General features: G+C 46.4%; 13 protein-coding genes. 4 read left to right on the forward strand and 9 right to left on the reverse strand.

The genetic code is table 11. The features are described 5' to 3' along the window. The first annotated feature begins 601 nt into the window (after positions 1–601). The 3 genes from bufA2 to DXX93_RS02715 all read left to right on the forward strand — a co-directional run bounded on the left by bufA2 (position 602) and on the right by DXX93_RS02715 (position 2910). The gene (gene bufA2, locus DXX93_RS02705; protein ID WP_116006695.1) at positions 602–1081 is read left to right on the forward strand and encodes a BufA2 family periplasmic bufferin-type metallophore; all 480 of its coding nucleotides are present in this window, start codon (positions 602–604) and stop codon (positions 1079–1081) included. 179 nt (positions 1082–1260) lie between these two features. After that, the gene (gene bufB / locus DXX93_RS02710) at positions 1261–2106 is read left to right on the forward strand and encodes an MNIO family bufferin maturase (RefSeq protein WP_220347592.1); all 846 of its coding nucleotides are present in this window, start codon (positions 1261–1263) and stop codon (positions 2104–2106) included. 15 nt (positions 2107–2121) lie between these two features. Next, positions 2122–2910: an HvfC/BufC N-terminal domain-containing protein gene (locus tag DXX93_RS02715; RefSeq protein WP_116006697.1), complete on the forward strand. Its 789-nt coding sequence runs from the start codon at positions 2122–2124 to the stop codon at positions 2908–2910. Between the two features lie 29 nt (positions 2911–2939). Here DXX93_RS02715 and DXX93_RS02720 read toward each other — a convergent pair whose 3' ends face one another. The 6 genes from DXX93_RS02720 to DXX93_RS02745 all read right to left on the reverse strand — a co-directional run bounded on the left by DXX93_RS02720 (position 2940) and on the right by DXX93_RS02745 (position 9416). Further along, entirely contained in the window at positions 2940–3299 is a 360-nt protein-coding gene (locus DXX93_RS02720) for a transporter substrate-binding domain-containing protein (RefSeq protein ID WP_258872570.1), read from the reverse strand. Between the two features lie 44 nt (positions 3300–3343). Then, positions 3344–3709, reverse strand: a complete 366-nt coding sequence (locus DXX93_RS02725) for a substrate-binding periplasmic protein (protein WP_116006699.1) — start codon at positions 3707–3709, stop codon at positions 3344–3346. Between the two features lie 157 nt (positions 3710–3866). Then, on the reverse strand, positions 3867–5522 hold the full coding sequence (locus tag DXX93_RS02730) for a methyl-accepting chemotaxis protein (RefSeq protein WP_116006700.1): 1656 nt from the start codon (positions 5520–5522) through the stop codon (positions 3867–3869). Positions 5523–5709: 187 nt separating this feature from the next. Then, positions 5710–7101 carry an ATP-binding cassette domain-containing protein gene (locus DXX93_RS02735; protein ID WP_116006701.1) on the reverse strand — a complete coding sequence of 464 codons (1392 nt, stop codon included), beginning with the start codon at positions 7099–7101 and terminating at the stop codon, positions 5710–5712. 58 nt (positions 7102–7159) lie between these two features. After that, positions 7160–8380: an N-acetylglucosamine-6-phosphate deacetylase gene (nagA, locus tag DXX93_RS02740; protein ID WP_258872571.1), complete on the reverse strand. Its 1221-nt coding sequence runs from the start codon at positions 8378–8380 to the stop codon at positions 7160–7162. Then, complete coding sequence (locus tag DXX93_RS02745) at positions 8346–9416, reverse strand: ROK family protein (protein ID WP_116006703.1); 1071 nt, start codon at positions 9414–9416, stop codon at positions 8346–8348. Before DXX93_RS02745 ends, nagA begins: the two co-directional genes overlap by 35 nt. A gap of 293 nt (positions 9417–9709) precedes the next feature. On the opposite strand from DXX93_RS02745, the gene DXX93_RS21095 reads away from it, so the two are divergent. Next, entirely contained in the window at positions 9710–10291 is a 582-nt protein-coding gene (locus tag DXX93_RS21095; RefSeq protein ID WP_309545392.1) for a prepilin-type N-terminal cleavage/methylation domain-containing protein, read from the forward strand. Between the two features lie 175 nt (positions 10292–10466). Here DXX93_RS21095 and DXX93_RS02755 read toward each other — a convergent pair whose 3' ends face one another. The 3 genes from DXX93_RS02755 to mutS form a co-directional block, all read right to left on the reverse strand. Beyond that, positions 10467–10880 carry a hypothetical protein gene (locus DXX93_RS02755; protein WP_116006704.1) on the reverse strand — a complete coding sequence of 138 codons (414 nt, stop codon included), beginning with the start codon at positions 10878–10880 and terminating at the stop codon, positions 10467–10469. A gap of 339 nt (positions 10881–11219) precedes the next feature. Then, positions 11220–11717: a hypothetical protein gene (locus DXX93_RS02760; RefSeq protein ID WP_116006705.1), complete on the reverse strand. Its 498-nt coding sequence runs from the start codon at positions 11715–11717 to the stop codon at positions 11220–11222. A gap of 42 nt (positions 11718–11759) precedes the next feature. Then, positions 11760–14324 (reverse strand): DNA mismatch repair protein MutS, encoded by a 2565-nt coding sequence (gene mutS, locus DXX93_RS02765; RefSeq protein WP_116006706.1) that lies wholly within the window; start codon positions 14322–14324, stop codon positions 11760–11762. Between the last annotated feature and the right edge of the window lie 217 nt (positions 14325–14541).

Genomic DNA, 14541 nt, shown 5'->3' on the forward strand with positions numbered 1-14541 from the left:
TGTTGATCTAAATAAGGAATTTAAGTGTTATTAATTTGGCGCTGTGATTCGGCAGTATTTGTTTTATAAATCGCAGTGTTTGCTATAAATTGCCAATTAAATCAGTGTTTAATGAGAGCTTGTTAGTCAATTTACTATGCGTCAATAAGGTCAAATGAGCTTGTCGCTACTGCCAAAGCGCAACTTGTAATGGTCTATAGCAATCGCATTTTTATAATAGATGAGACCATTGATAGTGAAGACATCAGGCATTTCCGCCACGCTTAGACGGTGACTGTACCACCAGTGGTGAAATATAAGATGCGCAACTTCGCGATGAAACCTGTGTTTAGCTGCAATTAGCAGTTTTCATCTGGCTGCTTAGCCGCAGTGGTCTTGTTATGCTTCACAATTTTTCAGTTTTCCTTTTCCCACTATGCTCAAAAATCTACTCAACAGCTATGCTTATAGTCAGGCTTAACGCCAGCTAACAAAATTTTTTTACATTTTGTGTCAATTTTTTTCACGGTGTCGGGTCTTATGCCCTGACTCATGAAAATTAAGCAGTAATTAACCAGAGCGTGCTCTAGCTTGGTTACTGTTAACAAGCCCCGGAGATATTATGAAAAAAGCAACAAAAGCACAGTTATCAGGTGCAGCTATGGCACTTGCGGCAGCAACATTAGTTGGTTGTGGCGCAACCGCTTCAAATTCAGGTACAGCTGGTAGCACAGTAGCAGCAACAAACACGAATACAGTAGAAATGGTGCATTGTTATGACGTGAACGTATGTAAAGGTCACAATGACTGTCAAACGGCGACAAATGCCTGTGCGGGTCATGGTAGCTGTAAAGGTACTGGTTTTGTTGGTATGCCAACGAAAGCATGTGCAGACGTTGGCGGTAAAGTTTCTGACGAGTGGACTGGTCAAATCTCAACGGCAGACTTAGTACACTGTTACGGCGTGAATGTTTGTAAAGGCCACAACGACTGTAAAACGGCTGAAAATGCCTGTGCAGGCCACGCAACTTGTAAAGGTACTGGCTTTGTTTCGACCACAGCAAAGTCTTGTGGTGATATCGGCGGTACTGTAGGTAAGTAACCTCAGTAGCTAACCTGTAAAGTAGCAGTGGAAGCTAGCGACATTTTCCATTGCTACTTTGCGTTAACCCCCTTGATGTATACCAATAAACCCCCACTTTTTTCTGTCGCATTTAGCCTTTGAGTTTTACTCTACTTCCAGCTCATTTACACTATCACGACTTATAGCGGCGAGTGACTATTTTGAAGAAATTTCTAGGATTTGGCCTTGGCCTACGAACCAATCACTACCTTGATGTTATCGAACAAAAACCAGATGTTGACTGGTTTGAAATCATCTCTGAAAACTATATGGTTGCTGGCGGTAAGCCAAGGTATTACCTTGATCAAATTAGAGAAAATTACCCGATTGTGATGCATGGTGTCTCCATGTCAGTGGGCTCTACTGATCCGCTCAATAAAGAATACCTAACAAAACTCAAAACGCTTATTGCCGATGTGCAACCTGAGTGGTTTTCTGATCACTTGTGTTTTACCTCGGTCGGCGGTGTTAACAGCCATGATCTATTGCCACTGCCTTATACTGAAGAATCACTTAAACACGTAGTGAGCCGTATTGGGCAAGTTCAAGACTTTATCGGTCGCCAAATGTTGATGGAAAATGTTTCAAGTTATTTGACATACAAAAGCGATGAAATGAACGAGTGGCAGTTTTATCGCGAAGTGTGTGAGCAAGCAGATTGTAAAATGTTGCTTGATATCAACAATATTTACGTCAGCGCTCGCAATCACGACTTTGATCCCATGGCGTATTTGCGTTCGCTTAATCCCGAGCGCGTTCAGCAGTTTCACTTGGCAGGCCATTCTGATTTTGGTGATTACGTGGTGGATACACATGATCACGATGTGCCAGATCCCGTGTGGGCACTGTACAAAGAAGCCCTCAAGCTCTTTGGCCCCGTCAGTACTATGATTGAACGCGATGCCAATATTCCCAGCTTTGCCAGTTTGACGGCAGAGCTCAATGTGGCGCGCGAAATTGCCGAGCAATGTGTGCCGAATATTCGCGCCCAAATAGATGTGTAGCGAGAGGCTGTGAGTATGAGTTCGCTTAAACAAATTCAGCAAGATTTTCTCAACTTTTTACTGCATGGCAACGGGCCGTTGGCAGATCATGTGGTCAATGATCAAGGTAACATTAACGCCCAGCAGCGAGTGTCTATTTATGGCAATGCTTACCGGATCAGGTTGCAGGAAGTCATGGAAACGGATCATGAAATTCTTGGCCTGTATCTAGGTGATGAACTATTCGATCAAATGTTTGCCGGTTATCTTGATGCTTATCCGTCGAAATTCGATTCGCTGCGCCATTATTGTCAGTTCTTACCGGAATTTCTCGCCCATAATGCGCCGTTTAGCGAGCATCCAATTTTAGCGGAACTTGCTCGTTTTGAGCGCTTGCTGTTAGCGGCATTCGATGCGGCTGATATTGAGCGTGCTCAGCCACAAGATTTAGCGGCCATAGCGCCAGAGTTATGGCCTACGATTCAAGTGCGCTTTCATCCGAGCATGCAGCTATTTGATGAGCGCTACAATACTGTGCGCAGCTGGCAGGCAATTAAAGGGAATCAAGCGCCAGCCCCAGCAAATGAACATCCAGATACGCAGCATTGGTTACTGTGGCGAAATCACGAGCGCTTAACAGAATTTAGATCACTACCAGATGATGAGCGTTTTATGATTGAACAGTATTTGCAGGGCGCAAGTTTTGCCGATATTTGTGAAGGATTATTGACTTGGCATGTGCCAGAGCAAGTGCCGGTATTTGCTGTCCAAAGTTTACAAACGTGGCTTGAGCAAGGGCTAATTTATCAGTTTAAAACGCAATAGCAGCTTTGTTCCTATCAAATGCAATACGCCTACAGCCTTAACTGATGTAGGCGCTCTGCATTGTAATTGTCGCTGAGTTCTTGCACACGGCCATTGGCGATTTTCTTTTTCAATCGTTCATTAAATGTTGAAAAAACATCCGCACAGGCTGATGTGCGCGAAAAAGACATGCGAATAGAATAGCTTTCCAGTGACTTTGTCGACATTTTTACCTGGGCATTTTTAGCCTGCGCTAAATAGGGCTGGGCAGCACTTTCGGTCAGTAAAATATAGTCGGCACGTTTCCTGTTTAGCATAGTGAATGATTCTTGATGGGCGATCACTTCTAACACCGATAGTTCTGATTGTAGTGTCTGATAGCGTTCACCTAATGCCGTTCCTCGGCTCACTACCCCATTAAAACCGATAAGGTCATGCCAACTCGATACCGTTGTCAGGGTGGGGTTGATGGTAAAACATGGAGTTTTTCTTTGGCGATTTCTTCCGTAAGCTGCCAGTCTAGCGCTCTTTGCTCCGTCCAATGATTGCTCACTAGCAGGTCGACCGTACCTTTAGTCAGGGACTTTTGCAGACGTAGCCAAGGTAAATTGGGGCGGTAAACAATGGGTATGTTCAGCTCTTCCAGAATTTCGGTCGCGAGGTCGTAAGCAATACCTGTTGGTTTTCCTTCGCCGTCTAAATAAGCATAGGGAAACCAAGTACTGCTGCCACCCACATGAATTTCTTGGCACTGCTTAGCCCAAGCGATATTCGCTGCGACGAGATAAACGCATATAAAAGTGAGTAGGTGTTTGTGCATACGGTACAACTTTTTGTTACTGCGAGTTTAATAGTACTTGCCACCAGTACAAAATTGAAGCTTACGGTGGCTGTTATCATGGCGTTTAAGCGAAATTACGCACGAGTATGTTCGCCATGGTAATTTCGCTAAACTCAGGCGTTTGTCTAGAGGTTGGTTACTTTAAGGTAAAGTAATCGACGTCTGACTTTAACTGTGCGGACAGCTCCGCTAGTGAATTTGTCGCACTATTATTGGCTTGCAGTGAATTAATTGAATTAGCCGACATATCGGCAATTTGCTCCATAGTGTGTGCAATGTCGCCAATACTCGTTACTTGGTCACTTGCCGCACTTGCTAACTCTTGAATACGAGCCAATGAGTCGGTTGCTTGTTGCTCAATATCCCTAAGTAAATCCGTTGCCTCCAGCGTTAGTGCTCGGCCGTTTTCAACTTGCGGTTGGGTGGTTTCCATGGCTGTGACAGAGGCAGCAGTTTCAGCTTGCACCTGACCTATCATATTTTCAATTTCGGCGGTCGCTTCACCGGTTCGCTTCGCCAATTGTCGTACTTCATCGGCTACCACGGCAAAGCCGCGACCCGACTCACCAGCACGTGCCGCTTCAATTGCCGCGTTTAATGCCAATAAGTTCGTTTGCTCTGAAATACCGCTGATCACATTGGCGATACCACCAATTTCTTTGGTGCGCTCTTCCAAACGCCTGATCTGCTCAACGGTGTTGTTGACTGTGTCTGAGATTAAATCCATCTCTTTTGCGCTGGCATTAATCGCGGCTCGTCCTTGTTTCGCGTAGCTTGCAGTAGAGCTTGAGTTTTCCTCTGTGCGCATTGCTGTTTGAGAAACTTGATCTATGTTGTCGCGCATTGCCTCCAAACGGGCGGCCGTATCGGCGGTGAGCGATGCTTGATTCTGAGCTGCTTGAAATGCTTGTTCTGAGCCACTAGAAACCGTTTCTGTTTGCACACTCAATTGATCCGCCGCGCTCACGATATTGGCGACCGTTGCACTCAGTGTGGTTTGCATCGAATTAACCGAGGCGAGCAAGCTGTTGGCGTCTTTTGTCGTTACTTGCGAAGTTAAATCGCCTTGCGCAATTTTAGCCAAGGCACCAGCAGCTTCGTATGGCTCTCCACCGAGTGAGCGGCGCAGACTTTTCTCAATTAAGTAACCCACAAATAAACTAATCACTAATGCGACGGCGCTTAATGCCAACATCAGTGTTTGGAAGCCGCTAGCCACTTCACGCGCTTGCGGCGTGGCTTGTTGATTGGCGTTTTCTTGGTAATCAATGAATTCGTTGATAGCAGCGAGCCAATTAATAAAGTTTGGGCGCGCCTGCTCAAGTACTATATTGTTGATTTCAGCGTCTTGATTACTTTTCTTTAGCGCTAGTATTCGCTCAACAACGGGCAGCGTTTGCGCTTGAATATCGTCAATTTTAGTTAAAATCGCGCGCTCTTGCTGGGTGAAATAGTCAGGGTTTTCACGCTGCATGGTTTGCATTGAGCGCTCAGATTCGCGGTAAAAACCTGCCAGCTGCTCGATCTCGCGTTCAAAGCTTTGTCGTTCACTTGCGTTTCGCGCATTGGCAACATCGCGAATCGCGATAGCTCTGTCGTGCACACTACCGCGATAATTGATGGCGTAGCGCTGCTTAACGGAATTGATATCCGTTATTCGTGTTAAGGTGTGATCAATAACATTTACCTTTTGGATACCAAGTACTGTTAACGTCAGCATCAGTATCAAGATAATACCAAAGCCCAAGGTGAGTCGGGTTTTAACTGGTAGAAGGGTTAAGTAATTTAACATTGAGCGCTCGTTGTTTAGGTATTGATTAATGTATAGTTTAGTCGTTCAGAAGCCAGTGATCACAAGATAAAAGTCGCTTGATTAATACACAACACTTCTGCGCTTGGCGATTTTAACACCCTTAGGTAAATTGCCGAAATGTATTCGCAAGAAAAGCAAGTGTTTAGACCATTGGCCTTGGCAGTACTTAAATCGTGATACGTTGCGTAAACAAGGGCAAGTGTTCATCCTCACGGTGACTGACGTACAAAATCGTCGTTTGCTGATCAGCCGCTAACCGCTCGAGGAATGACAGTAGCAGTGTTCGATGGTTTTCATCTAACCCCTGTGTTGGTTCATCCAGCATAAGCAGCAAGGGGGATTTAACGAGGGCGCGAGCAATTAACGCTAACCGTTGTTCACCGTGACTGAGATCGTGAAACAACGACTTACTGTGATGTGCCAGTCCCACCGCCTCTAACCACTGCTGGGCGGTATCAATATGTTGTTGAGTTACCGTTTGATATACGCCGATTGAGTCGAAGAAGCCAGATATCACAACCGTGAGCACATTACATCTAACGCGATAAGAGCGGTGCAAGTCTGCGCTGACAATACCCAAGTGTTTTTTGATATCCCAAATGGTTTCACCAGTACCGCGTCGATAACCAAAAACCGTGACATCATTCGCAAAACACTGTGGGCAATCGCCAGAAATTAATTGTAATGCGGTTGATTTGCCAGAGCCGTTTTTTCCTTGCACTAAGGTGTGCTCTAGTGGTTTTATGCTTAGGTTGAAATTGCTTAATACCGCTTTGTCACCATAGCTGACGGTACAGCCTTTGAGCTCGGCTAATAGGGTATGTGTATAACAGTTCAAAGGCTGGTGATTCGCCGGCCAGTCAAGCGTTGTCTTGGGCTTAGCAAAGTATTCGTCAATTTGTGTGCGTTGCGGTGAAGCCGTGGTTGCTTCAATAATGCTAACCTTACCTTGCTCGATGGTGGCAAAACGATTGCAGTGGCTGGGGATATCATCGCGATTATTTATCACGTAGATAATTTGGACGCCTTGCTGGTGAAGCTGTGTAAATAGCGCTGTTAAGCGAATGCGCGCAGCGGCATCTAAACTGTCGTAGGGGTTCTCGCAAACGAGTGTTGTTGCCCCCTCAGTAATTGCTTTTAAGATAAGTAACTTGCGGCTTTCGCCTGTGCTCAGTTGGCGAAAGCCCGTATCGATTTTATGGTCTAAGCCAATTAACGTTAGCAACGCCATGCTGTGAGTCGTGATGGGAATAAAATCTTTGACCCGAGTACCGATATCATGGGCATTAATATAGTCACTTTGATCGCGTTTTAATTCTTCTTCATACAAGTGTTGCAAGCTGCGAAAAGACAACACGGCCAGCTCATTGTGGTCAGGTAGTCGCAGTTCATCTGCATAAGGCGAGTACACCGCATCTATTGATTTCTGCTCGAATAACGCCAAGAGATGTTGCTCACCAGCACCGACTTTACTCAATACACACCAGTGTTCATCCGGTTGAATGTGCCAGTTATCGATGGTGAGTGTAGGGGAGCGGAGATTACGTATTGAAATCATTGATTAGTACTCTTGCTTTTGTTTTGCAGGCTCTTTCTCGCTGGTGAGTGCTCACATTTTATTGAGAGAGCGTAAATGGCATGGGCAGGTCGGTAAATGCTAAACGTCCATCGATAAGTGTTGCTTGAACGTTGAAATCACTGTCGACGATGGCCAAACAGGCACGCTTTCCAGCTTTTATACTGCCAAGCTCATGGTCTACGCCTAAAAATTCAGCCGGTCGTAAACTGGCGGCATGAATGGCGTCTAACACTGGGATATCGGCCAATTTGATCAGGTTAGCTACGGCTTTTTCCAAGGTTAATGTACTACCCGCTAGCGCGCCACTGTTGGTGCGAGCAATACCGTTGGTTACGTCGACATCAAGCATGCCTAAGCGGTATTTGCCATCGGTCAGGCCACCGGCGTTGATGCAGTCGCTGATCAAGCCCATGTTTTTGGCGCCTTTTAGGCGGTAGATCAACTGTAGTATCGCAGGGTGAAGGTGCACGCCATCGGCAATCACTTCAACATAAGCTCTCTCGTTTAACAACACAGCGCCTGCGCAACCTGGCTCGCGGTGATGAATGCCGCTCATTCCGTTAAATACATGAACGCCACCACATGCGCCTGCGTGCAGCGCATCACATGTTTGTTGGTAGTTGGCACTCGTGTGGCCGAGCATGGTACGAATGCCTTTACTGTTTAGATAGCGAATGATGTCACTGGAGTTGTCCAGCTCTGGCGCAAGCGCGACCACTTTCAGTGCGCCTTGGGCGGCGTTGATAATGGCGTCTACATTATCTTGTGTCAGCGGCAAAAAGTATTGTTCATCATGTGCGCCTTTGTGATCTTTGGTAAAAAACAGCCCTTCGTTATAGGCGCCCAGCAGTAAGGCGCCATCGGGTTGGTTTTGATAGGCTTGCCCTAAGCAACGAAACGCCGCCAAGGTATTTTGCCAAGTAGAGGTTACGGTTGTGCCTAAAAAGCCGACGACACCATGTTTGGCGAGTGAGCGGGAAATTGTCGTGATAGATGCCAGCTTAGCGTCCATAATATCGCAGCCATCACGGCCGTGGATATGCAAATCCAATAAGCCGGGCATGATGTGATGATCCCCCAAATCAAAAACCGGTAGTGCTTGACTTACTGTGCTCTCTAATGCTGCAATCTTACCTTGCTCAATCAGTAAATAATGGTTTGCTAAAATACCTTGTTCGGTGAAGATTTTCGCGGCTTTTAGGTAATAATTTGTTGGCAATTGATCAATCATGGCTTGGCTCGCCGTTTGCTTTTGCAAGGTGCTGTGTGTTGTGGTGCATATTATACTGCTTGTCGTATTCCGCGTGATATTGGCGCTCGTGTTGCAAGGCCAAAATAGCAGCGCCGCGCACACCGCTGCTATCACCGTGCTTCGCTTTCGTGATTGTCGGCATCTCGATGCCAGCGAATAAATACTTTGCGCTCGCAGTGGGTAACTTGTCGATAATCGCTTCAATATTGGAGAGTCCGCCGCCGAGCACTATGGTGTCGGGATCGTGCTGGACAATAATATTGGCGATGGCAGCGCCAAGTATGTCGATGTAACAATTAAAGGTCTTCACGGCGACGCTGTCGTTTGTCGCTAGTGCCATGGCAAACGCTTTGGTATCCGCTGATTTTGCGCCAAAGAATTGATACAGACGACCTAGGCCTGCTCCTGCGATATAAGTTTCATAACAACCTGTTAAGCCGCAACCGCAGCGATAAAGCGGCAGTTGGTATGTTGCAATTAGGCTGGCGGGAATCGGTGAGTGGCCAAATTCCCCCATCAAGCTTTGCCGACTTTTAGGGAGCTGACCGTGCTGACAAAGTCCGCCAGCCGCACCTGTGCCGATAATGGCGCCGAAGACACGGGCGTTCGTTTGGCTGGTGTTAGCCTTGGTATTTACCGCGCTATTAGCCTCAGACAGTGCAAACAAATGGCTGTCTTTGGCAACAGCAACAGCAACAGAGCGCTTTAGGTATTGCTGAATATCAATAGCGAAATTGCGCGCTGTTAAGCAAGGGATATTGGCACATATCACATCACCTTGTGGTGTGTTGATGCCAGGAATACCTATACCAATTGGCGGAAGCGCATCACCTGCATGAACATAGTCAAGATCGGCTTGTTCGATCAGCGCTGCGATCACCGCCAATAGCTGCGCATAATCGTCAGTAGGTGTTGCTACGCGTTTTGATGTTACGAATTCAAGTGTACGCGTGTAGATAGCGATTTCAATTTTAGTGCCGCCAATATCCATTCCGTATAGGTACGGATTGGCGGGGTGAGCAGCGGTTGCAGCTTGTGTCATGGCAAAGGTGGAGCAATCAATTTCAATAGTGCGTTAGTCTAGCATTATTACCTGAGTGTTCGGCAAATGTAAGGAATAAGCAAGGTCTTCACCAACCCAGTAATAAAAGCCAACCAGCGAAAACGAAACGGTTATGCCCATGTGGCGATTAGTATGCTGTTTGGTCACGCTGACAACACCAGCACTCGAATGTAGTCATGCTTTTTATGATGTTTAACAAAAAATTTACTTTACATTGATGTTTTTTTGCCGATAATTCCGCCCACTTCATAACCGAGTAATAAGGTGGTACGGTGCAGATTAAAAAACAGAGTCAAGGTTTTACCTTAATTGAGCTAGTTGTTGTTATTGTGGTCTTGGGTATTTTGTCTGCGGTGGCGTTGCCACGCTACATCAATATCAGTCGCGATGCGGAACAAGCGGTTTTTGATGGCTTTGTTGGTGCTTTTCGTTCCGGCGTTAATTTGTATCATATGAGCTGGCAAGTAAAAGATCAGCCTGCTCAAGCGTTTGATGGCGTGTCGAGCGTGCCTTCTGCTACGGGTTTTCCCGCCGGTGGGAGTGATTTGTCATCTGCTGCTGAAGGTGACTGTGAAACGATTTGGCGAGATGTATTGGCCGATCAACCTGCGAATTTACCTTTCGTGAACTCTGTCGACGGTTGGTATAATTCGACACTGCAAGGGGATTGGGCACGCAATGCCGGTGCTATTGGCCGATTGCAGGAAACAAGTGATTTATTTTGCCACTTTGTTTATGTCGGCGCATTTAACAGCGGTGCGTTTAGTGGTCAAAGCGGTGCACGTGTACCTGTGATTCAATACAATGTGCAAACTGGTGCGGTACAAGCCTTAGAATGGCCTTTTAACCCTTAGTTGGCAGTTGATATTCGTCAGTGGTGTTAGCAACGTTGTAACTGGCTTGTTTAACGTGACGAAAATCAAACCTCATTGTGATACGACCAAAGTGTCACAGTGAGGTTTTAACGGTTTAATTACAGAGTCATGTACTAAGCAATGCATTAAGTAATGTACTGGGTGATGTGCTCGCTTATGAGCGCTTCACTGACTTTACGAAGCTGCTCACTGATTGGCCGTTACATTTTAATGAAGAAACGCGGTGACCAACAGCTTGCACACCTTCTTTTACCGCTTTCAAGCACAGTTGGCTTTCCATTGATTGGTTACCCGATACAACAACCGTTTTATGTGTTACCGCCGTTTTAGGTGCTTTAAGCGATGCCGCAAACTCCTTCAAGCTTACGCCGTTACACTGAGTACCGTTCAGCTGGCTTTTGTTCAGGCCCAACTGCGCCACCACCGCTTGATAACCTTGTTCTGCCGCTAGCACACAAAGGCTGGTTTCAGTGGATGTATCTTTGCCAACAAATTGAAGTTTTGCTGCAAAAGCCTGGCTACTTAATGTTGCTGTTACTAACGCCACTGCGCCGATAAATGTTTTCATCACTACCTCGCTATGAAAATGATCAGCCTGCGTCCTGTGGCTGTAAACACTTGTTGAAAAATGGCGGCGATTATATAGACAGAAGCTGGCAAGTAAAGCAGCGGGTCGATCAAAAAGTGCACTAAAACGCGCGGTAAACTCTAGGTTTTGTAAACCATAGTGAACGAAAGTTTTCGTTCACTTTTACGCTATGATTTATTCTTATGCTAAATCAATAGCCTAGGGGCGTGTTACTTTACTTGGGCAGGTCGTCCAGTCATTGAACCAATCCTTGGCAGATAGCGTCAGTAAGCGACTTATACCGTTAAAACTGTGTACATCTCTCGCGCTGAACTGCGGTTAATCGATAGGATCTAGGTCAAAATGCTTGGCGAGATGCAGTAGCCAGTGGCGGATCACTTGTTGCAGTTTGACGGCATTGTCTGAGCCTATCCATTCGCTTGGCGGTGAATTCTGGCTAACTTTTGCCATCAGTACATTGAGCTGATTGTCATCGACGCTGATAACGATCAGGTGTTTACTGCCAAGCTCTCCATACTTGATGGCTGCTGTTTGATCGTCATCTAATTGCCAGCCGACTAAGTGTTCTTGAGTATTTTTCGACAAAGTCTCAGGCAAGGTTTTAGGTAAAGCGCTTTCAGGCAAAAACTTGGCATTAAAATATTGCGGGGACACCAGCGTTAATTGGCAACTTGGGCTATGCGCTTCGTCGCCGTACCAATTGGCTTTTAGTGTTTCAAAGTTCGCCCAAGCTTCAATGCGCTCGAGATCGTGTTTAGTGATGTTAAGGGCATCAGAAACCTGCTGCTCGGCAGCAATACGAATGGGTAATTTCAAGTGCTGATGCTCCTTATATTTGGCTTTGGCGAGAGGCTAGCGTTAGATTTGCGACTTTAATTGATAGAGTAAATCAAGCGCTTGTTTCGCACTTAACTCATCAACATCTAATTGTTTTAGCGACTCTACCACAGGATGGTCAATATCCATTAAAGGCAATTGTTCAAACGCTTGTGGTTTCGTCGCCACTGTGTGTGCTTGCTGGTTTTCAAGCTCAGCTAAACGCTGTTTGGCACGGCTGATCACAGGCTTTGGAATACCCGCTAATTGCGCGACTTGTAAGCCAAAACTCTTACTCGCAGCACCTTCTTGTACGGCGTGCATAAAGATAATGTTGTCGTCGTGTTCAACGGCATCTAAATGCACATTCGCCAATGTCTCGATTTGTTCGGCCAATAGCGTTAATTCAAAATAGTGGCTCGCAAATAAGGTAAACGCTTTGGTATTGAGCGCCAGCATTTCTGCGACTGCCCAAGCCAGTGATAAACCGTCGTAAGTACTGGTACCACGGCCGATTTCATCCAGCAAAATCAAACTGCGCTCAGTGGCATTGTGCAAGATGTTAGCCGTTTCCGTCATTTCCACCATAAACGTTGAGCGGCCACTGGCGAGGTCATCAGAGGCGCCAATCCGGGTGAAAATGCGATCCACTAAGCCGATTTCGGCGCTGTCTGCTGGTACAAAGCAACCGATATGCGCAAGTAACACAATCAATGCGGTTTGACGCATATAGGTTGATTTACCGCCCATGTTAGGGCCCGTGATAATGAGCATTTCGCGGCTGTTATCAAATACCACAGGGTTGGCAATAAAGGCGTCGTTGGTCATTTGCTCAACCACAGGGTGACGGCCTTGCTCTATGTTGATGCGTTTGTCTTTGGTGAGTGTTGGCTTAACGTAGTTAAGTGACTCCGCACGCTCGGCAAAGGTATTGAGTACATCAAGCTCGGCAATGGCTTGCGCTAACGTTTGTAACTGCTCAAGCATAGGCATCACTTTGTCGAACAGTTCATCGTACAGGCGTTTTTCCAGTGCCAAAAAGCGGCTTTGCGCGGTCAGTACCGTTTCTTCGTGTGCTTTGAGCTCTTCGGTAATATAGCGTTCGTTGTTTTTCAGCGTTTGACGGCGGATATATTCCGCGGGCACTTGCGCAGCAGACGCTTTGCTGACTTCAATAAAGAAGCCGTGTACTTTGTTGTAACCCACTTTCAGCGTTTGAATACCCGTACGCTCTTTCTCACGGGTCTCAATTTCGGTCAGTAAATTGGTTGCGCCATCACTTAAATCACGCAATGTGTCTAGCTCTTGATGATAGCCAGGGGCGATTACACCACCATCGCGAATAAGCACTGGTGGGTTGTCGATGATTGCGCTGTTGAGCAGTGAAAACAGCTCGTCCAGTGGTTGAGTTTGCTGCGCTAATACGGCTAAATCAGTGGTGCTTGATTCGGCCAATAAGCTTTGCAGCTCTGGTAACTGGCCTAGGGCGTTGCGCAAGCGGGCAAAATCGCGCGGGCGCGCAGAGCGCAAGGCAACACGCGCGACAATGCGTTCAATATCGCCAATGTGCTTGAGTACCGTTTTAAATTCTGGATGCAGCTCATCGTTAATGATGCTCGCTACGGCATTTTGTCTGGCCGTTAACGCGGTTATATCTCTGAGCGGGAAGTGCAACCAACGCTTTAGCAAGCGTGAACCCATTGGCGTAGCAGATTTATCGAGCACTGAGGCTAAGGTATTTTCGACACCACCTTGCAAGTTATGGGTAAGCTCTAAGTTACGACGAGTTGCCGCATCTAAAATAACACCCGTTTGCGATGATTCCGCGACAATTGAGCGAATGTGCGGGAGGGCAGTGCGCTGACTGTCTTGCACGTAATTAAGCAAACAACCGGCTGCCATCAAACCGCGTGGTAGATCATCGACCCCAAATCCGGTGAGCTCTTTCGTATGAAACTGCTTGGTTAAAATACTGATAGCGGTGTCTAAGTCGTAATCCCATTCGGGGCGTCGGCGTAACCCTTTGTGCGCTTCAAGCAAGTGTTGGGCGCTAAAGTCTTCAGGGTACAACAGCTCTGCCGGTGATAACCGCTGCAACTCGGCTTGTAATTGTTCACCGCTGCTTGGCTCACTAATCACAAAGCGACCGCTGGTCATATCTAAATAAGCTAAACCAAAGCCTGTTTTGGCTTCGCTAATGGCGACAATCAGGTTGTCTTGGCGATCAGATAACAACGCCTCGTCACTCACGGTACCCGGAGTAACGATTTTCACCACTTTGCGCTCAACAGGGCCTTTACTGGTGGCGGGATCGCCTACTTGCTCACAAATGGCGACTGACTCACCTAATTGCACGAGTTTAGCGAGATAACTTTCGACCGCGTGGTAAGGCACACCGGCCATTGGAATGGCGTTGCCACCTGATTTGCCACGCGCGGTTAGCGAAATATCCATTAAGTCTGCCGCTTTTTTGGCATCGTCATAAAAAAGCTCGTAAAAGTCGCCCATGCGATAAAACACTAAGATATTTGGGAATTCTGCTTTAATTTTCAGATATTGGCGCATCATTGGCGTGTGTGCAGATAAATCGGCAGGCGCAGTGGTCATAAATTCAGAGATATTATTGAGACAAAATTGACGAGGATTATGCCACAAACCCCAGTATTCCCCTACTAGAGAATTACTGCTGAAAAGTACTGGTTAAAACTACTGGATAAGCTTTGAGCAATATTGTTGCATAAACAATAAAGTCTTTAGTAACAGTTGTTTGCGCTATATTTGAGAAATAATGATATTTAAAACTTGATACTGTACGAGCGTACAG

The sequence above is a fragment of the Thalassotalea euphylliae genome, from assembly GCF_003390335.1.
Taxonomy (GTDB): Bacteria; Pseudomonadota; Gammaproteobacteria; order Enterobacterales; family Alteromonadaceae; genus Thalassotalea_F; species Thalassotalea_F euphylliae_B.

Bases quoted from the DNA above. Each gene is read 5' to 3' on its own strand.
- bufA2 (WP_116006695.1), top strand. From the start codon at position 602: ATGAAAAAAGCAACAAAAGCACAGTTATCAGGTGCAGCTATGGCACTT.
- DXX93_RS02715 (WP_116006697.1), top strand. From the start codon at position 2,122: ATGAGTTCGCTTAAACAAATTCAGCAAGATTTTCTCAACTTTTTACTG.
- DXX93_RS02725 (WP_116006699.1), bottom strand. From the start codon at position 3,709: ATGCACAAACACCTACTCACTTTTATATGCGTTTATCTCGTCGCAGCG.
- DXX93_RS02730 (WP_116006700.1), bottom strand. From the start codon at position 5,522: ATGTTAAATTACTTAACCCTTCTACCAGTTAAAACCCGACTCACCTTG.
- DXX93_RS02735 (WP_116006701.1), bottom strand. From the start codon at position 7,101: ATGATTTCAATACGTAATCTCCGCTCCCCTACACTCACCATCGATAAC.
- DXX93_RS02745 (WP_116006703.1), bottom strand. From the start codon at position 9,416: ATGACACAAGCTGCAACCGCTGCTCACCCCGCCAATCCGTACCTATAC.
- DXX93_RS02755 (WP_116006704.1), bottom strand. From the start codon at position 10,880: ATGAAAACATTTATCGGCGCAGTGGCGTTAGTAACAGCAACATTAAGT.
- mutS (WP_116006706.1), bottom strand. From the start codon at position 14,324: ATGACCACTGCGCCTGCCGATTTATCTGCACACACGCCAATGATGCGC.